This window comes from Streptomyces sp. NPDC037054, from assembly GCF_055606745.1.
Window position 1 is genome coordinate 341,064 of record NZ_JBVJSJ010000003.1, and the last position, 21,150, is coordinate 362,213.

5 protein-coding genes are annotated in these 21,150 nt (G+C 75.2%); 4 read left to right on the forward strand and 1 reads right to left on the reverse strand.

What is annotated here, in order from left to right; all coding sequences use genetic code 11:
* Positions 1–3: 3 nt before the first annotated feature.
* Positions 4–1,122 (reverse strand): MurR/RpiR family transcriptional regulator, encoded by a 1,119-nt coding sequence (locus tag ACZ7D7_RS10035; RefSeq protein WP_470823512.1) that lies wholly within the window; start codon positions 1,120–1,122, stop codon positions 4–6.
* Between ACZ7D7_RS10035 and ACZ7D7_RS10040 the strand changes: the two genes are divergently transcribed.
* From ACZ7D7_RS10040 to ACZ7D7_RS10055, 4 genes are read left to right on the forward strand one after another with little or no spacing between them, the layout of a single operon-like run.
* A complete protein-coding gene (locus ACZ7D7_RS10040) occupies positions 1,121–4,207 on the forward strand; it encodes an AMP-binding protein (RefSeq protein WP_470823513.1) in 3,087 nt (1,028 codons plus the stop codon). The two genes, ACZ7D7_RS10035 and ACZ7D7_RS10040, sit on opposite strands and share 2 nt — an antisense overlap.
* Complete coding sequence (locus ACZ7D7_RS10045) at positions 4,179–7,187, forward strand: amino acid adenylation domain-containing protein (protein WP_470823514.1); 3,009 nt, start codon at positions 4,179–4,181, stop codon at positions 7,185–7,187. The genes ACZ7D7_RS10040 and ACZ7D7_RS10045 overlap by 29 nt, the downstream gene beginning before the upstream one ends.
* Complete coding sequence (locus ACZ7D7_RS10050) at positions 7,184–10,456, forward strand: non-ribosomal peptide synthetase (protein WP_470823515.1); 3,273 nt, start codon at positions 7,184–7,186, stop codon at positions 10,454–10,456. The genes ACZ7D7_RS10045 and ACZ7D7_RS10050 overlap by 4 nt, the downstream gene beginning before the upstream one ends.
* Complete coding sequence (locus tag ACZ7D7_RS10055; protein WP_470823516.1) at positions 10,453–21,141, forward strand: non-ribosomal peptide synthetase; 10,689 nt, start codon at positions 10,453–10,455, stop codon at positions 21,139–21,141. The genes ACZ7D7_RS10050 and ACZ7D7_RS10055 overlap by 4 nt, the downstream gene beginning before the upstream one ends.
* The last annotated feature ends 9 nt before the right edge of the window (positions 21,142–21,150 follow it).

Consider the following 21,150-nt stretch of genomic DNA (forward strand, 5'->3'; position numbering starts at 1 on the left):
CTTTCAGTCCGAGGGGTGGCGGTCGCCGGAATCGGCCAGAACTGTCACAAGCGTCTCGATGAGTGCCAGTGTCGGCACCAGACTCGTCCGCGGAACCGGCGACCGCACCGCCGCCGTCAGCACCACGTCGGCGACCTCCGTGACCGGCGAGAACCACGGATCGGTGAACAGCACGATCCGGGCCCCCGACGCCTTCGCCCGCTGGGCGAGGCGCGCGGTGCGCTCCTCGTAGGGCCGGTGGTCGAACAGGACCAGGACGTCCGTGCGCCGCAGGTCCCGGGCGAGCGACGTCAGGGACACCGGATGCTCGGGCATCATGCGCACCCCCTCCCGCAGCCGCATCAGGCGCAGCGCCAGACAGCGGGCCGCGATCCCGGTGAACCGCCCTCCGTCGAGGAACACCCGGTGCCCGCCCCGGCCGAGCAGCCGCACCGCCGCGTCCAGCTCCGCGGACGGCAACGCCGCCAGGGTCTCCCGCGTGCTCTCCGTCAGCAGCGCCGCCGCACGGTCCATACCGGCGTACGGCGCCGGCGCGGCCCGCACCCCGCGCGACACGGCCGGCCCCGCCCGCCCCGTGCCGCCGCCCGTCCCGGCGTTCGCCGACACCTCAGCCCGCAGCGCCTCACGCAGCGCCGTGTACCCGGCGAAACCGCACCGACGGGCGAAGCGGACCACCGTCGGCGCGCTCACCCCGGCCCGCCGCGCGAGCAACGACACGGTCTCCGTGGCGATCGCCGGATCCTCCAGCAGCAACCGCGCGACGCGCCGCTCGCTGCGGCTGAACCGGCTCATGTCCCTCCACAGCCGCGTACGCACCCCCTGGTGTCCTGAGTGCACCCCGGTCACCCCCCTCGCAGACGTCGACCGTACCTCACCGCCCGCACTCGGCACGGACCTCAACTGGCCATCCTGGAGGCGTAGTTGACCGGACTCGCTCGGCCGGGGCGGCGGCCGGGCCCGATCGGGCACCTCGTCCGGCGCACCCGTCGGGCGGGGCCCCCACCGCCCCGGTCGGGCGGATCGGACGACCCTGGGGCGCGCCCGCCGCCGATGCCACCGTGAACCCCCGGTACGGCGCGCCGCGGGCGACCCGGCGCGCACCGCTGCGAGGGGAGCCGCCATGACCCAGACCGTGCCAGGGCGTTCGGCCAGGAACGCGCCGCTGCCCGCCGACGTGCTGCGCTCCCTGTGCGAGCGGGACCCCGACCGCGAGGTGCTGCGCGTGGTCCGGCCGTCGGACGAACCGCACGCCCCGGACCTGACCGTCGGCGTGAGCCGCGGCGCGCTCATGGCCCGCTCGTACGCCCTCGCCGCCGCCCTCGCCGACCGCGTCGAGCCCGGCGACCGGGTGCTGGTGCTGCTCGACGGCGGCCCCGACCTCTTCGCCGCCTGCCTCGCCGCCTGGCACCTCGGCGCCGCCGCCGTACCCGTCCCGCCGCCCGCCGGCACCGACCCGGAACGGGCGCTGCGGCTCGCGGACATCGCCCACGACGCGGAGGTCTCCGCCGTCGTCACCACCCGGCCGGTCATGGACCGCTGCCGCTCCCTGTGGCAGCGGCGCGCCGTGGCCCCCCTGGCCTGGCGCTGCGTCGACGACCTCCCGGACTCCGCCCCGCCGCCGCCCGGGCCCTGCGCCCCGCGGGCCTCCCAGCCGGCGCTGCTGCTGTACACGTCCGGATCCACGTCCAGTCCCAAGGGCGTCGTGGTCCCGCACGAGCGGCTGAGGGCCACCCTCGAACTGCAACGCGAACGCACCGCGCTGCCCGACGGCGGCCACGTCGTCAACTGGCTCCCCGCACACCACGCGCTCGGCTTCGGCAGCGCGCTGCTCGCCGCCTACGTCGGCGGATGCGCCACCCTCATCCAGCCCGGCGACTTCGTCGACGACCCGATCCGCTGGCTGCGCGCCATCACGGCCGCCGACGCCCCCGTCCTCAGCGGCGGCGCCCCCTTCGGCTACGAACGCTGCGCCGCCGCGGCCGACGAGGAGCGCTGCGCCGGGCTGGACCTGTCCCACTGGAAGACCGCGCTGATCGGCGCCGAACGGATCAGGCCGCGCACCCTCGCCGGCTTCACCGACGCCTTCGCCCCGTACGGCTTCCGCACCGGGGCCTGGTTCCCCGCCTACGGCCTGACCGAGACGATGCTGATCGTCACCGGCCACCGCGGCAGCCGGCCCCCGGTCCGCATCGACGCCGACGCGGCCGCCCTGGAACGGGGCAGCGTCGAACCCGCCCGCGACGACACCCCCCGCACACAGACGCTGGTGGGCTGCGGCTCCCCGGGCCCCGGCGCCGAGCTGCTCATCGTCGACCCGGACACCCGCCGCCCCTGCCCCGCGGGAACGGTGGGCGAACTGTGGATCACCGGACCGGTCGTCATGGACGGCTACTGGCGCCGCACCGAGGAGACCGCCGCCACCTTCCACGGCATGCTCACCGACGGCGGACGCCGCTACCTGCGCACCGGCGACCTCGGCTTCCTCCACGAGGGCGAACTCGTCGTCTGCGGGCGCCTGAAGGAACTCGTCATCGTCCGGGGCCGCAACCTCCACCCGCAGGACATCGAGCAGTCCTGCCGCCAGGCCGAACCCCGGCTCACCGGACTGCCCGCCGCGGCCTTCTCCGTCGAGGAGGAGGAACAGGAACGCCTCGTGGTCGTGCAGGGCATCGACGACGCCACCGCCGACGCCGTCGGCGACCTCACCGCCCTCGCGCGCGACCTGGCGCGGGCCGTCACCGCCGCCCACGACGTCGAGGTCCACGACCTCGTCCTCGTCCCGGCCCACCGCATCCCGAAGACCGCCAGCGGAAAGGTGCGCCGCGCCGCCTGCCGCACCGCCCACCGAAGCGGCGAACTCTCCGTCCTGGCACGGGCCGGCACCGCCACCGCACCGGCCACCACCCCGCCCGGCACACCCGGCGACGCCTCCCGCCCGCCCCTCTCCGACACCCTCCGCGCGGCCACCGACGCCACACGCCACGAGGTGCTCGTGGACCAACTGGTCCTGCTCCTCGGCGACATGCTCAGCCGGCCCCTGGACGCCACGGACGCCGAACGGAACCTGCTGCACCTCGGCATGGACTCCCTGCGCACCATGGACCTGCGCGCACGGCTCCACCGCGAACTGGGCGTCCTCCTGCCGATGACCCTGCTGGCCGGCAGCACCCCGCACGACCTCGCGGGCGCCCTGCTGGAACGGCTCCCGCACCACACCGGCGCACCGCCCGCGCCCCCCGCCCCGACGGTCGCGTCCGCGCCCGGGGACCGCTACCAGCCCTTCCCCCTGACCGACCTCCAGCAGGCCTATCTGGCGGGCCGCGACCCCGAGTTCCCGCTCGGCGGCGTCGCCACCCACTTCTACGCGGAGTTCGACGCCGAGGGACTCGACACCACCCGTCTCGGCGACGCCCTGGACCGTCTCGTGACCCGGCACGACATGCTGCGCGCGGTGTTCGCCGCCGACGGCACCCAACGCGTCCTGCCGCCCGAGATGGTGGCCGGCGGTCACCTCACCCAGTACGACGTGCGGGACAGGACGGCCGACGAACTCCGCCGGCACCTGGACGCCGTACGGGAGGAGATGTCCCACGACGTCCTGCCCACCGACACCGCGCCCCTCATGGACATCAGGGTGAGCCTCCTGGACGCGGACCGCTGCCGCGTGCACGTGGGACTCGACCTGCTCGTCTTCGACGTGTGGAGCCTGCGGCTGTTCTTCCGCGAATGGCAGTGCCTCTACGAGGGCCGCGACGACGAACTGCCCCCACTGGACCTGACCTTCCGCGACTACGTCCTCGCCACCCGGCACGACGACGGCCCGGTCCGGGAGGCCGCGCGGGCCTACTGGCACGAGCGCCTCGACACCCTGCCCCCCGGCCCCGAACTGCCCCTGACCGCGGCCCTCGAACCGCGCGCCGGCCACCGCTTCCGGCGCCTGGAGCACCGGCTCGACGCCGGCACCTGGGCCGAACTGCGCCGCCGCGCCGCCACCTACGGCCTCACCCCCGCCGCCGTCCTGCTCGCCGCCTACGCCACCGTGCTGGGCCGCTGGTCCCGCAACCGGCGCTTCACCCTCAACCTCCCCACCTTCAACCGCCACCGGATCCGGCCCGACGTCGACCGCGTCATCGGCGACTTCACCTCCGTCACCCTAAGGGCTGACGCCGGGCGAACTCGTGGCGGTGTCCATCGGCAAGGGCCGTGAGCAGATCGTCGCGGTGCTCGGCGTGCTGATGGCCGGGGGCGCCTACCTGCCGCTCGACCCCGAACTCCCCGCCGAGCGGCGGCACTCCCTCGTGGAACGTTCCGGCTGCCGCGTCGTGCTCACCTCCGGCCGCGAGGCTCCGGCGCAGTGGCCGCGCGGCACCACCGAGGAACTCGTGGACATCGGCGGGCCGCTGGTCGACGCGCCGGTCCCCACCACCGCGGCCGGCCCCGGCGACTTGGCATACGTGATCTATACGTCGGGTTCGACGGGTGTGCCGAAGGGTGTGGCGGTCTCGCACCGGGCGGCGTTGAACACGTGTGTGGATGTCTGTGAGCGGTTCGGGGTGGGGGCGTCCGATGTGGTGCTGGGTCTGTCGTCGTTGAGTTTCGACCTGTCGGTGTTCGACGTGTTCGGGGTGCTGGGGGCGGGTGGGACGCTGGTCCTGCCGCGCGCCGGCACGGGACGCGACCCGGGGCACTGGCAGGACCTCGTGACCGAGCACGGGGTCACCGTGTGGAACTCGGTACCGGCTCTGCTCGGCATGATCGTGGAACACGCGACCCAACTCCCGCTGCGGCTCGTGCTGTTGTCGGGGGACTGGGTTCCGGTGGATCTGCCGGACCGGGTGCGTGCGGTGGCTCCGGGCGCTCAGGTGGTGAGCCTGGGCGGGGCGACGGAGGCGGGTATCTGGTCGATCGCCCATCCGGTGGGGGAGGTGGATCCGGGGTGGGACTCGATTCCGTACGGCAGGCCTCTGCGCAACCAGCGTTTCCATGTGCTGGACGGGCAGTGGCGGGAGTGTCCGGTGTGGGTGCCGGGGGAGTTGTTCATCGCCGGTGCGGGTCTCGCCGAGGGGTACTGGCGGGATCCGGAGCGTACTGCCGCGTCTTTTGTGACGCATCCGGTGTCGGGGGAGCGGTTGTACCGGACGGGGGACGTGGGGCGGTGGCTGCCGTCGGGGGACATCGAGTTCCTGGGCCGGGAGGACTTCCAGGTCAAGGTCGGCGGGTTCCGGATCGAACTCGGTGAGATCGAGGCGGTGCTGGCCGGGTGCGAGGGGGTGCGCGCGGCTGTGGCTGCCGCTCCGGGCGCGCGGCATCACCGGCGTCTGGTCGGTTACGTCGTGGCCGAACAACCCGGCGGCGAGGCGGGGCTGCTGGAGCGGGTGCGGGAGCATGCCGCGCGGCATCTGCCCGCCTACATGGTGCCCCCGGTCCTGAAGGTCATCGACGAGATCCCGCTGTCCGTCAACGGCAAGGTCGACCGCGCCGCCCTCCCCGACCCCACCGACACCGCCCCGGCCCCGCCGGCCGCTCGCGTCGCCGCGCTCGGCCCCACCGCCGCCGCACTGGCCGCACTGGCCGCCGAGATCATCGGCGTCGACGGCATCGACCCGCACGCCGACTTCTTCACGCTCGGCGGCGACTCCATCATGGGTGTCCAACTCGTGTCGCGGGCCGGGGCCCAGGGCATGGACATCACGGCCGCCGACCTCTTCCGGCACCGCACCATCGCCGAGCTGGCCGCCGTAGTGGACGAGCGGACCGCCGGGGCGGAAGCCACCGACGACGAGACGCTGCCGCTCACGCCGTACCAGCGGCACCTGTTCGACCTGGCGGCGCCGGAAACACCCACGGCAGCCCACCGGTTCACCATCGCGGTGGACCCCGGCTTCGCACCCGAGCGGGCCGAGGAACTCCTCGAACTGCTGCGGCGCCGGCACCCCGGACTGCGCATCCGGTTCGCCCGGGGCCCGCAGGGCCCGCACCAGATCGAGTCCAACCGGGCCGACCGGGCCGGCCGGGCCGACGACACCGCCGACCCGGCGACGTACGTCCCGCTCATCGACCTGTCCGCCCTGCCCGCCGAGCGGCGCGCCCCGGCCATGGAGCAGATGGCCGACGACATGCGGGAGGAACTGGATCCGCTCGCCGGCGTCACCGTCAAGGCGGCCCTGTTCGACCTCGGCCCGGACGACCGCCGGCTCGTCTGGCTCTCCCACGCCCTGGTCACCGACCTGCGCAGCGTCCAGTTGCTGCTGAGCGACTTCTCCGCCGCCGCCGAGCTGCTGCGGGACGGCCGGCCCGCCGACCTGCTCCCGCCGACCCGCCCGTTCCCCAAGTGGGCCAGGGCCGCCGCCGCGTTCACCGTGGACGAGTCCGCCACGAGCGACGCCTCCCCGCTCGCCGCGGCGGCCGTCGCGGAGCCGGTGCACCGATTCGCCACCGTGCTGGACCGTGCCGAGGCCGAGCGGCTGCTGGACAGCGCCGCCGCGGCGTACCGGCTCACCGGGCGCGAAGTCGCCTTCGCCGCCCTCGCCGGCGCCGCGTTCGAGGCCACCGGACGGCACAGCCTGCGCTTCGCCGTCGAGGACGACGCCCGCGCGCTCAACCTGGCCGAACTGGACGTCGGTTCAAGCGTCGGCGCGTTCTCCCGCATCCTGTCGGTGGCGCTCGAACGGCACGCCCCCGGCAAGACGAAGGCCCTGCTGACGGCCGCCAAGGAACGCCTGCGGGCGGCCGTGCGCGACGAGACGCTCACCACCGGCCGCACCGCCCCGTTCCTGCTCCTGCGCGACCTCGACGACCTGGCCGAACTGCCCCGCGCCGGACACCCCTTCACCCCCGACGGCCCCGTGGCGCCCCCCGTGTGGGACCCCGGCACGGCACCGGGCCATCCGCTGGTCGTCACGACCTACCGCCTCGACGGCCGCTGGCACCTCGACTGGGCCTGCCGCGGCGAGGCGGCCCGCGCCCTGGCCGAGGACCTGGCCGGGCGCACCGCCGAGGCCCTGCGCACCATCGCCGACCACTGCGCGCAGGCCGGCAGCGGCGCGGTCAGCCCCAGCGACTTCCCGCTCGCCGACCTCGACCAGGCGGCACTCGCCGCGCTGGCCGCCGCCCTGGACGACGGGACGGACCCGGACGGCACAGCCCCCTCCCCGAACGACGGCAGCGACCGCGAGGTGAACCGATGAGGCTCGACGGCATCGAGGACGTGTACGAACTCTCCTCCGTCCAGGAGGGACTCCTCTTCCACAACCTGTTCACTCCGGGCGCCGGCGTGTACCTGGAGCAGATCACCCTCACCCTGCGCGGCGAACTCGACGTGGCCGCATTCCGGCGCTCCTGGCAGACGATCGTCGACCGCCACCCCGTGCTGCGCACCAGCTTCCACTGGGAGGGCGTCGGCAAGGCACTCCAGGTCGTGCACCGCGCCGTGCCGCTCGACATGCCCGAACTGGACTGGCGGGACGCCTCGGCCGAGGAACAGGACGCCCGCTACGAGCGGTTCGCGCTGGACGACCGCATGCGCGGCTTCGCCTTCGACAAGCCTCCGCTGATGCGCCTCGCCCTGCTGCGGACCGCCGACGACACGTGGAAGTTCTTCTGGAGCTTCTCCCACCTCCTCCTGGACGGCTGGTCGTTCGGCCTGTGCTTCTACGAACTGACGCAGCTCTACAACGCGTTCGCCCAGGGCCGCGAGCCCGTCCTGGAGCGCCCCCGCCCCTACCACGGCTACGTCGCCTGGTGGAAGAAGCGCAGCACCGAGCAGGCGGAGAAGTTCTGGACCCGCCACCTCGCCGGGTTCGAGCCGCCGGAGCGGCCCCTCGAACTGGGCAGCATCGACCGCAGGCCGCCCGGCCCCGGCGAGCCCAGCCACGGCATGCTGCCCGACCGCGACCTCGTCGCCCTGGTGCCCCGCCTCGGCGAGGTGGCCCGCGAGCACGGACTGACCGTGAACACGATCGCGCAGGGCGCCTGGATGCTGCTGCTCAGCCGCTACCTGGACCGCGACGACGTGATCGCCGGGTCCACCGGCACCCAGCGCCCGGCCGGGCTCCCCGGTGCCGAGCAGATCATGGGCCCGATGCTCGCCACCATGCCGGTGCGCGCCCACGTCGACCCCGACGCGAACCTCGTCGAGTGGCTGCGCACCCTCCAGCAGGACATGGCGGAGGCCCGGGAGAACGCCGACATCGCCCTGCCCGAACTGCGCCGCCTCGGCGGACTGCCCGGCAGCGTCCCGCTGTTCGACATGGACCTGGCCTACGAGAACGTGCCCGTGCCGGACATGACCCTGCACAAGGTGGAGATCGGCGAGTCCACCTACGACGGGCGCCCACACTTCCCCATCACCATGATCATCATGCCGGGCGAGCGGCTGCCCGTCCCGCGCCTCGTCTACGACCGGACCCGCTTCCCGGACAACGCCGCGCAGCGGCTCGTCGACCACTTCTACACCGCCCTCACGGCGATCATCGACAATCCGGACCGCCGCCTGGCGGACATCCCGGTGCTGCCCGAAGCCGAGCGGGCCCGACTGGCCGCGTTCACCGCCACCGAACCGGTCCCGGTGACGGACACCCTGCACGGCATGTTCGCCGAGCGGGCCCGCGAACACCCCGAGAAGACGGCGGTCGTGTGCGGCACGGACCGGCTGACCTACGGCGAACTCGACCGCCGCGCCAACCGCCTGGCCCGGCACCTCGCCGGCCTCGGCGCCGGCCCCGGCCGCACCGTCGGCCTGGCCGTGGAGCGGTCCACGGACATGCTCGTCGCCGTCCTCGGAGTCCTCAAGTCCGGTGCCGCGTACGTCCCCCTCGACCTGACCCACCCCGCCGAACGCCTCACCTACACCCTGCGCGACGCCGGCGCCTGCGCCCTCGTCACGCACGCCCCCGGCCGCGACCGCGTGCCCGGCTTCGACGGACCCCGCGTCGACCTCGACGCGGACGCCGCCGCCCTCGACGCGCTCGGCGACGAACCGCCCGCACCGCGGGCCGACCCGGACGCACCGGCGTACCTCATCTACACCTCCGGATCCACGGGCCGCCCCAAGGGCGTCGTCGTCACGCATCGCAACGTGGCCCGGCTCGTCGCCGGGGCGGGCACGCGCTTCGACTTCCGGCCCGACGACGTGTGGAGCATGTTCCACTCCTACGCCTTCGACGTGTCGGTGTTCGAGACGTGGGGCGCGTTCCACAACGGCGCGACCCTCGCCGTCGTGCCGCGCGAGGACGCGCGCTCGCCCGAGGCCCTGCACGCCCTGCTGCGCGAGCACGGCGTCACGGTGTTCAGCCAGACACCGTCCGCCTTCCGCGCCTACATGGCGGTGGCCCTGAACGCACGGGACGAGGAACAGCCGCCGCTGCGCTACGTCGTCTTCGCCGGCGAACCACTGGACGCGCCCGCGCTCACGCCGTGGGCGGAGCGGTTCGGCACCGACAGCCCACAGCTGATCAACATGTACGGCATCACCGAGGTCACCGTGCACTGCACCTTCCACCGCGTCACCGACGCCGACCTCACCGGCGGCATCCCCAACAACATCGGCAGGCCGCTGCCCGACGTGGCCGTGCACGTCCTCGACCGGTACGGCAGGCCGGCGCCCATCGGGGTGGGCGGCGAGATGTACGTGGGCGGACCCGCCGTCGCCCGGGGATACCAGAACCTCCCGGAGCCGACCGCCGAACGCTTCCTGCCCGACCCGTTCTCCGACGACCCCGACGCCCGCCTCTACCGCTCCGGCGACCTGGCCCGCTACCTCGAGAACGGCGACCTCGAATTCCTCGGCCGCGCCGACCAGCAGGTCAAGGTCCGCGGCTACCGCATCGAGCCCGGCGAGATCGAGACCGTGCTGCGCGACGACGACGCCGTGCGCGACGCGGTCGTCGTCGCCCGCGAGGACACCCCCGGCGACCGGCGGCTCGTCGCCTACGTCGTCACCGGCGACGGGGCCGACCCGGCCGAGCGGCTGCGGGAGAGCGTCCGCGCCCGGCTGCCCGAGCACATGGTCCCCTCCGCCGTCGTCCGCCTCGACGCCCTGCCGCTCACCGTCAACGGCAAGATCGACCGCGCCGCGCTGCCCGCGCCCGGCGGGGAGCGCCCCGACCTCGCCGCCGCCTACGTCGCGCCCCGCGACGAACGCGAGGAGGCCCTCGTACGGGTGTGGGCCGAGGTGCTGGGCGTCGAACGGGTCGGCGTGCACGACGACTTCTTCGCCCTGGGCGGTCACTCCCTGCTCGCCACCCGTGTCGCCTTCGGCGCGTCGGCCGCCCTCGGCGTCGAGGTCCCCGTCCGGCTCGTCTTCGACCGTCCCACCGTGGCGGCCATGGCGGCCGACCTGGCCGCCGCCGGCCCCGCCGCACCGGCCGACGAACCGCCGGCCCCCGCCGCGGACGCCCCCATCACGCGCCGCGCCCGCGTCACCCGGAACACCGCGGCGGGAGGTGGCGCGGCATGACCCAGGAACTGCCCGCCACCGCCACCACCCCCGACGACGCGTATCTGATGCCCTGCTCGTCCGGGCAGCACCGGCTCTGGCTGCTGGAACAGCTGGAACCCGCGGGCGCCGCCGCGCACGTGGAGCACGTGGCCGTCCGCATGCGCGGCCCGCTCGACGCGACCGCCCTCCACCGCGCCGTGAACCTCCTCGTGGAACGCCACGAGACCCTGCGCACCGCGCTCGTCGAGGCCGACGGCGAACCGGTGCAGGCCGTCCTGCCCGAGCTGACCGTGCCCCTCACCCGGATCGACCTCACCGGCCGGCCCGAGGACCTCGACGCGACCCTGCGTGACCGCGTGCTCGGCCCGTTCCCCCTGGACCGCGCCCCGCTGTTCCGCGTCGCCCTCGTCGCCCTCGGCCCCGACGACCACGCCTTCGTGATCGCCTTCCACCACGCCGTCTACGACCAGTGGTCCGGCAGCGTCTTCCTGCGCGACCTCCTCACCTGCTACCGCGCCCTCGTCGGCGGCGCACAGCCGGAGCTGCCCGAACTGCCCGTCCAGTACGGCGACTTCGCCGCCTGGCAGCGCGAGCGCGCCGGGGACGCCCGGGAGCGCGCCGAACTCGACCACTGGGCACGCCGCTTGTGGGAGCTGCCCGTCCTGGACCTGCCCACCGACCGGCCCCGGCCCGCCGTACGGGCCCACCGCGGCGCCACCCTCACCGGCGACCTGCCCCCCGACGTGGTGCGCGACCTGGGCGAGCTGAGCCGGGCGCACGGCGCCACCCCCTTCATGACCGCCCTGGCCGCGTTCGGCGCCGTCCTGCACCGCTGGAGCGGCCAGGACGACATCCCGATCGGCACACCCGTCGCCGGACGCGACCGGCCGGAGGTCCAGGACCTCGTCGGGTTCTTCGTCAACAACCTGGTGCTGCGCACCGACCTGACCGGCGACCCCACCTTCACCCGTCTCCTGGAGCGCGTCCGCGGCACGTGCCTGGACGCCTACGCGCACGCCGGCGTGCCCTTCGAGCGGCTCGTGGAACACCTCGCGCCGAGCCGCGACCTGTCGCGCAGCCCGCTGTTCCAGGTCATGTTCGTCTTCGGCAACGTCCCCATGCCCGCCACCGACGACCCCGCCCTGCCCCGCCTGGACATGCTGCGCACCGACACCGGCTCCGCCAAGTTCGACCTGTTCTTCGCCCTCGTCCCGCAGGGCGACGGCATGCGGGCCGTGCTGGAGTACGACACCGACCTGTTCGACCGGTCCACCGCCGAACGCCTGCTGGACCACTACCGGCGCCTGCTCGCCGCCGCCGTCCGCCGACCCGACCAGCGGCTGTCCGAACTGCCGCTCGCCGCACCGGAAGAGGAACGCCTGCTCAACGAGTGGGGGTCCGGTCCCGTGCGCCCCGTGCCCGACGCGACCCTGCCCGAGGAGGTCGCCGCCCGGGCGGCGGACCACCCCGACCGCGTCGCCGTCACCTGCGGGCCCCTGACCCTGACCTACGCCCGGCTCCGCGCCCGCGCCGACGAGATCGCCGCCCGGCTCGTCGCCGCCGGCGTCACCCCCGGCTCCCGGGTCGCCGTCGCCCTGCCCCGCGGCCCCGAACTCGTCGCCGTCCTCCTCGGCGTCCTCAGGGCGGGCGCCGCCTACGTCCCGCTCGACCCGGCCCACCCGGCGACCCGCCTCCGCCTCGTCCTCGACGACGCCGCGCCGCGCGCCCTGCTGACGACCCGTCACCTCCATGCCGGTCTTCCGGCCGACGGCATCCCGCCCGTCCTGCTCGACGCCCCCGCCGACCCGCCCCCGCCCGCCCGGCTCCCGGACTTCCCCCGGCCCGGCGACCCCGCCTACGTCGTCTACACCTCCGGCTCCACCGGCCGCCCCAAGGGCGTCGTCGTCCCGCACCGCGCCCTGAGCAACCTCCTGCACGCCACGGCCCGCGAGCCCGGCCTGCGCGACGGCGACGTCCTGGCCGCCGTCACCACCGTGTCGTTCGACATCGCCGCACTCGAACTGTTCCTGCCCCTGGTGACCGGCGCCCGCGTGGAGATCGTCCCGGCCGACGAGGCGGCCGACGGGGAACGCCTCGCCGCCCGGCTGCGCGACTGCCGGGCCACCGCCCTGCAGGCCACGCCCACCACCTTCCGGCTGTTGCTGGACGCCGGCTGGCAGCCGGGGCCGGGCGCGTTCACCGCCCTGTGCGGCGGCGAGACCATGCCGCCCGGCCTCGCGGCGGACCTGGCCGCGACCGGCGCCGCCGTGTGGAACATGTACGGGCCCAGCGAGACCACCGTGTGGTCCACCGCGCACCGCGTCCGGGGCGACGCGGACCCGGTTCCCCTCGGTCGTCCCCTCGCCAACACCGTCGTACGCGTCGCCGGTCCCGACGGGGCACCCCGCCCGCTCGGCGCCGTCGGCGAACTGTGGATCGGCGGCGCCGGACTGGCCGACGGCTACCTCGACAACCCGGAACTGACCGCCGAACGCTTCGTCGAGCGCCGGGGCGGCCGCTGGTACCGCACCGGCGACCTCGCCAGGTACCGGGCCGACGGACGCCTGGAGTTCCTCGGCCGCGGCGACTTCCAGGTCAAGCTGCGCGGCTTCCGCATCGAACTCGGCGAGATCGAGTCCGTGCTGGCCGCACACCCCGCCGTGCGCGAGGCCGTCGCCCACGTACGCGAGGACCACCCCGGCGACCCGCGGCTCGCTGCCTACCTCGTCCTGCGCGACGACGCGGAAGAGGACGCCGTGGCCGCGGTGCGCGCCCACGCGGCCGACGCGCTGCCCGCCCCCATGCTGCCCGCCACGTTCACCGTCCTCGACGCGCTGCCGCTCACCGCCAGCCGCAAGGTGGACCGCGCCGCGCTGCCCGCCCCCGACTCCGGGGCCCTCGCGCACCCCTCCTTCGAGGCCCCGCGCACCCACGCCGAGCGGGAGGTCGCGCAGGTCTGGTGCGACGTCCTCGGCATCGACAAGGCCGGCGTCCACGACGACTTCTTCGCCCTCGGCGGCCACTCCCTGCTCGCCTCCCGTGTCGCCGCCCGGCTGCGCGCCCGGCTCGGCATCGACCTGCCCGTGCGCACCGTGTTCCGGCACCCCGTCCTCGCCGACCTGGCCGCCGTACTCCCCGCGCCCGACGAGACCACCGCCGCCGACGCGGCCGTCCCCGCCCTGCCCCGCGACCCCGAGCGGTCCGGCCCGCACACCGGGGCCTGCCTGCTGCCCGCGTCGTTCCAGCAGCGCCGCGTGTGGTTCCTGCACCAACTCGACCCCGGCAGCGCCTCCGCGTACGTCATGCACGGCGCGCAGCGACTGCACGGCCCCCTCGACGCCGACGCGCTGCGCACGGCCACCGAACTGCTCGCCCGCCGCCACGAGACGCTGCGCACCTCGTTCACCGTGGTCGGTGACGAACCCGTGCAGGTCGTCCACCCCGAGCCCGCCCCGCTGTTCGAACTCGTCGACCTCACCGACCGGCCCGACGACGCGCCGCGTGTCCTGCGGGAGCGGGCCGAGACGCCCTTCGACCTCGCGGCACCGCCCCTCGCCCGGATCGTCCTGCTCCGCCTCGCCCCCGAGGAGCACGTCCTGCAACTGGTCGTCCACCACTCGGTGTCCGACCGCCTCACCGTCGACGTCCTCACCCGCGAACTCGCCGCCGCCTGCACCGCCCTGCACGACGGCGACGAGCCCCGACTGCCCGAACTGCCCGTCCAGTACGGCGACTACGCCGACTGGCAGCGGACGTGGCTGGCCGGCCCCGAACCGGCCCGGCAGATCCGGCACTGGCGCGAACGGCTCGACGGGCTGCCCGTCCTCGACCTGCCCACCGACGCCCCCCGGCCCGCCGCCCCCCGCTACACCGGCGCCACCGCCACCCTCGACCTGCCGCCCGACCTGACGCGCAGGCTCACGGCGCTCGCCGAACGGCACGACGCCACGCTGTTCATGGTGCTCCTCGCCGGCTACGCGCTGCTGCTGTCGCGCTGGAGCGGCCAGGACGACTTCGCCGTCGGCTCCCCGATCGACAGCCGGACCCGGCCGGAGCTGGAGAACCTCGTCGGCTACCTCACCAACAACCTCGTGCTGCGCGCCGACCTCGGCGGCGACCCCACCGTCGCCGAGCTGCTGGCCCGCGTCCGCGAGACCTGCCTGGAGGCCTACGCGCACGCCGACGTGCCCTTCGAGAAGCTCGTCGAGGAACTGCGGCCCGACCGCGACCTCGCCCGCAGCCCGCTGTTCCAGGCCATGTTCATCGCCGTGCACCTGGGCGCCCCCGGCCTGACCCTGCCCGGCGTCCGCGCCGACCCCCTGCCGCCCGTCGCGGAGTCGGCCAAGTACGAACTCACCTTCACCGCCTACCCGCACGACGGCGGGCAGCGGATCGTCGCCGAGTACCGCACCGACCTGTTCCGCCCCGCCACCGTCGAGCGCATGCTGCGCCAGTACGCCACCGCCCTGGACCGCATGTGCGCCGACGACCGGCACATCGGCACCATCGACGTCCTGCCCGACGACGAACACGCCACGCTCCTGCGGTGGGGCACCGGCCCCGCACGGGACATCCCGGCGGTGTCCCTGCCCGGCCTGCTCGTCCCCGCCTTCACGGCGCACGCCGGCCGGACGGCCGTCTCCGACGGCGAACGGACGCTGACCTACGCCGACCTCGACGCCCGCGCCAACCGGCTGGCCCGCGCCCTGCGCGCCGAGGGGGCGGGCCCCGGCACCTTCGTGGCGCTGTTCATGGAACGCTGCCCCGACCTCATGGTGGCCCTGCTGGGCGTCCTGCGGGCCGGCGCCGCCTACGTCCCCATGGAGATCAACTTCCCGCCGGACCGGCTGCGTTACCTGCTGGAGGACTCCGGCGCCGCCCTCGTCCTGACCCAGAGCCACCTCGCCGCCGAACTCCCCGGCACCGGGGCCCGCGTGCTGCGCCTGGACACCGACTGGCCCGGCATCGCCCGCCACCCGGCCGACCCGCTGCCCGACGGCCCCGGCCCCGACGACCTGGCGTACGTCATCTACACCTCGGGGTCCACCGGCCGCCCCAAGGGCGTCGCCCTCCCGCACCGGCCCGTGGTCAACTTCCTGCTCAGCATGCGCGACGAACCCGGCATGCGCGCGGACGACGTCGTGGCCGCGGCCAACACCGTCTCCTGCGACATGCCCGTCCTCGACCTCTACCTGCCCCTGCTGTGCGGCGCCCGCATCGAAACAGTCCCGCTCGCCGACGTACTGGACGGCGAACGGCTCGGCCGGCGGCTGCGGACGGCGGGCGTCACCTACCTCCAGGGCACGCCCACCACCTGGCGCCTGCTCCAGGAGGTCGGCTGGACACCGCCCGCCGGATTCACCGCGCTCGCCGGAGCCGAGAAGGTGCCCGCCGACCTGGCCCACCGGCTCACCGCCGCGGGCGCCACCGTCTGGCACCTGTACGGCCCGACCGAGACCACCGTCTGGTCCACCGTCCACCGCGTCCGCCCCGAGGACGACCCGCTGCCGCTCGGCCACCCCGTGGCCAACACCGACCTCCTCGTCCTCGACCGGGCTCTGCGCCGCACCCCGATCGGCGTGCCCGGCGAGCTGTACATCGGCGGCGACGGCCTCGCGGACGGCTACCTGCACCGGCCCGACCTCACCGGGCAGCGCTTCGTGCCCGACCCGCGCGACCCCGCCCGCCGCCTCTACCGGACCGGCGACCTGGTGCGCCACACCCCCGACGGGACACTGGAGTTCCTCGGCCGCACCGACTTCCAGGTGAAACTCCGCGGCTTCCGCATCGAGCTCGGCGAGATCGAGTCACTGCTGCGCGACCACACGGACGTCCGCGACGCCGTGGTGACCGTACGGGAGGACACCCCGGGCGACCCCCGCCTGGTGGGATACATCGTCCCGGACCGCCCCCGCCCGCCCGAGACGCTCCTCGCGGAACTGGACGCGCTCGCCCGCACCCGCCTGCCCGCCCACATGGTGCCGGGCGCCCTCGTGGTCCTCGACGAACTCCCGCTCACCCTCAACCGCAACAAGGTCGACCGCGCCAAACTCCCCGCCCCCGACGGACGGCAGCGCACCGGCCGCGCCGACCACGTCGCCCCGCGCGACGGCCGGGAGCGCGCCGTCGCCGCCGTCTGGGCCGACCTCCTGGGCCTCGACCGGGTCGGCGTCCACGACGACTTCTTCGCCCTCGGCGGGCACTCCCTGCTCGCCACCCGCCTCGTCACGGCACTGCGCGCGACGACCGGCGGTCCCTTCACCGTCCGGTCCGTGTTCGAACGGCCCACCGTCGCCGCCCAGGCCGGCCTCCTGGCCGACGGCGACGGCGACAGTGCGCGCGAGGGCGACGGCGGTGGCCACGACGGGGAGCGCCAGGCACCCATCCCCGTCCTGGAACGGGCCCCCGGCCCCCACAGCCACCTCCCCGCCTCCGCCCAGCAGCGCCGCGTGTGGTTCCTGGACCGCCTCGCACCCCACAGCGCCGGCGCCTACCTCATGCGGGGCGCGCTGCGGCTGCGCGGCCGGCTCGACGTGGCGGCACTCCAGGGCGCCGTCGACCTCCTCGTCGCGCGGCACGAGGCCCTGCGCACCGGCATCGTGACCGTCGACGGAGCCCCGGTGCAGCGCGTCGCGCGACGGGCGGCGCTGCCCCTGCGCCACGTCGACCTCGCCCGGGTGCCCGCCGACCGGCGCGAGGACCGCCTGCACGACCTGCTCGCCGAGGAGGCGGAACGCCCGCTGCCGCTCGACCGCGCCCCGCTGGCCCGCATCACCCTGGTGCGCCTGTCCGACGAGGAACACGTCCTCGCCGTCGTCACCCACCACGCGGTGTCCGACCGGCTCTCCACCGAGATCATGGTCCGCGAACTCGCCACGGCCTACGCCGCCCTCGCCGACGGCACCACCCCCGAACTGCCCGCGCCACCCGTGCAGTACGGCGACTACGCCGCCTGGCAGGAGAACCGCCTGACCGGACCCCACCTGGCCGAACAGGTCGCCCACTGGACCGGCCGGCTCGCCGGGGTGCCGCCGCTCGACCTGCCCACCGACCGGCAGCGGCCGACCCGGCAGACCTACCGGGGCGCCACCCGCTCGGCCGTCCTGCCGCGCGAACTCGCCGACGCCCTCGGCCGGCTGGCCGCCGAGGAGGACGCCACGCCGTTCATGGCCCTGCTCACCGTCCTCGGCACCCTGCTGCACCGCCTGTCCGGCCGCCCCGACTTCGCCATCGGCACCCCCGACTCCGGCCGCGGCCACCATCAACTCGACGGCGTCCTCGGCTACTTCGCCAACACCCTCGTACTGCGCTGCGACGCCTCCGGCGAACCCGCCTTCCGGACCCTGCTGCGCCGCCTGCGCGACACCTGCCTCGACGCCTACGACCACGCCGACGTGCCGTTCGAGCGGCTCGTGGAGGAACTGCGCCCCGACCGGGACCCGTCGCGCAGCCCGCTGTTCCAGGTGCTGTTCATCCTCATGCCGCTCCCGGCGCCCGCGCTGCGCCTGCCGGGCGTGACAGCGGAAACCGTCGACATGCCGGGCGGCGGCGCCAAGTTCGACCTGACGCTGATCGTGCAGCCGGGAGCCGACGGCGCGGACGACCGCCTGCAACTGGAGTACAACGCCGACCTGTTCGACGACGTCACCGCCGAGCGGCTGCTGCACCGCTTCCTCACCCTCGCCACGGCCGCCGTCGCCCGCCCCGACGCCCCGCTCGCCGAGCTGCCCCTGCTGTCGGCGGACGAGGAGCGTGCGCTCGACCGCTGGGACACCGGCGCGCCCGCCGCACCGGCCACCCGGTGCGTACCTCAGCTCTTCGAGGACCACGCCGCCCGCACCCCCGACCGCCTCGCGGTCCGCTGCGGTGAACACGCCCTCACCTACGGCGAGTTGAACGCCCGCGCCAACCGGCTCGCCCACCGCCTGCGCGGCCTCGGCGCCGGACCGGGCAGCCGCGTCGTCCTCGCCGCCGAACGGTCCGCGCACCTCTTCGTCGGCCTGCTCGGCATCCTCAAGTCCGGAGCCGCCTACGTACCCCTCGACCCGGCGCACCCGGCCGAACGCGTCCGGACCCTGCTCGCGTCCTGCGCGGCCGACCTGCTCGTCACCACCGCCGACGCCGCCGGACGCGTACCGGACGGCGCCCCGCCCGTCGTCCCGCTCGACGCCGACGACCTCGCGGACGAGCCGCACACCGACCCCGGCCCGGCGGCGGGCCCGGACGACCTGGCCTACGTCATCCACACCTCCGGCTCCACCGGCCGGCCCAAGGGCGTCGAGATCACCCACGGCTCCCTCGCCCGGCTGCTCGACGGCCTCACCGGGCTCGGCTGGACCGGCCCGGACGACCGGATGGCGGCACCCACCACGCCCGCCTTCGACCTGTCCGTGCCCGACCTGTTCCTGCCGCTCGTCACCGGCGCCGCGATCGAGGTCGTCCCGCCCGACGAGGCCCGCGACGGAGCCGCCTTCGCGCGACGTCTCAGGGACGCCGGGGTGACCGTCATGCAGGCCACGCCCACCACCTGGCAGCTGCTGCTCGACGCAGGGTGGCGGCCGCCCGCCCGCTTCACCGCCGTGTGCGGCGGCGAGCGCGTCCCCGTGGACCTGGCCCGCCGCCTGGTGAACGGCGGGGCGACCGTGTGGCACATGTACGGCCCCACGGAGGCCACGGTCTGGGCGACCGCCCACCGCGTCACCGGCACCGAGACCCGGCTGCCGCTCGGCCGCCCCCTGCCCGGCACGCGCCTGAGGATCACCGACCCCGCCGGACAGCGCGCACCCGTCGGCGTGCCCGGCGAACTCTGGCTCGCCGGACCCCAGGTGGCGCGCGGCTACCACGCCGACGAGGAGCAGACACGCCGGCGCTTCGTCACCCGCGACGGCCACCGCTGGTACCGCACGGGCGACATCGTCCGGCACCGCGCCGACGGCGACCTGGAGTTCGTCGGCCGCGACGACACCCAGATCAAGCTGCGCGGCCACCGCGTCGAACTCGGCGAGATCGAGGCCGTCCTCGCGGGCCTGCCCCACGTCGCCCAGGCCGTCGTCACCCCGTACGAGGCGGCGCCCGGCGACCTGCGGCTCGTCGCGCACCTCGTACCGGCCACGCCCGGTGCCCTCGGCGACGACGGACGGGAAGCCCTGCGGGCCGCCGCCGACCTGCTGCCCACCTACATGGTGCCCGCGGCGGCCGTCGTCCTGGACCGGCTGCCGCTCACCGCGAACCGCAAGGTCGACCGCGCCGCCCTGCCCGCACCCGGCGGCCCCGCGCACCACACCCGCGACGACGCGCCCCCCTCCACCCCCACCGAACGGCGCCTGGTGGCCCTCTTCGCCGAGGCCCTCGGCACCGAACACGTCGGCGTCCACGACGACTTCTTCGCCCTCGGCGGCCACTCCCTGCTCGCGGCGCGGCTGCACGACCGCATCGCACGGGAGTGGCCCTCGGCGCCCGGCGTCCGCGCCCTGTTCGACCATCCGACCGCCGCCGCCCTGGCCGCCGTGCTCGACGCCCGAGGACACGCGCCCGCCGAGGAGGTGAGCCCCGAGGCCGACGTCACCCTGGACGACGACATCCGCCCCGCCCCGCCCGGCCCCGACGTCCGGCCGCCCCGCGACATCCTCCTCACCGGCGGCACCGGCTTCCTCGGCGCCTTCGTCCTCGCCCGGCTCCTTACCGACACCACGGCCACCCTCCACTGCCTCGTCCGCGCGAGCGACTCCGAGACGGCCGGGCGCCGGATCGTGGACCACCTCACCCGGCTCCACCTGTGGAACCCCGCCTGGACGGGCCGCGTCAGGCCCGTGTGCGGAGACCTCGCCGCACCCCGGCTCGGGCTCACCGACGAGCAGTTCCGCGTCCTGGCGGCCCGCGTCGACCTCGTCCTGCACGGCGGCGCCGTCGTCAACTACGCCCTGCCCTACCGCGACCTGCGCGCGGCCAACGTCGACGGCACCCGCGAGATCCTCCGTCTGGCCTGCGCCGAGCGCGCCACCCCCGTGCACCTGATCTCCAGCCGGGCCGTGTTCGGCCGCGCCCGAGGGGGAGACACCCTCCACGAGAGCGACCTGCCGCCGATACCGCCGTACGACGACAACGGCTACAGCCAGTCCAAGTGGGCCGGTGAGCAGCTCGCCCGCGAAGCCGCGCGGCGCGGCCTGCCCGTCGCCGTGCACCGGCCAGGCCGCATCGCCGGCGACAGCCGCACCGGCCTGTGGCAGAGCGAGGACGTCGCCTGCCACCTCATGCGGGCCTGCGCCCTCACCGGCCTCGTCCCCGACACCGCCCTCGCCACCGACCTCGTGCCCGTCGACCGGCTCGCGGGCGCCGTCACCGCCCTGGCCCTGCGCCCCGACGCCCTCGGCGAGACCTTCCACTACGCCCCGGCGGGCAAGACCCCGCTGCGGCTCCTCGCCGAGGCCCTCCCGGCGGCCGGGCACCCCGCCCGGCTCGTCCCGCCGGCCCAGTGGCACACCGCGGTCCGGGACCTCGCCGACCGGCACCCCGACGACGCCGGACTCGCCCTGGTCGTCCAGGAATACGCGCCGCTCGCCCACGAAGGCGCCGACGACTTCCGCGAACCGGTCCACGACTGCGCCACCACCACCCGGCTGCTCGGCCCGGACGCCGCCCTCCCGGCGGTCGACGCGGCCCTGCTGACCCGCTACCTGCGGGCGATGTCCCACCCGACGACGTAACGGAGAACA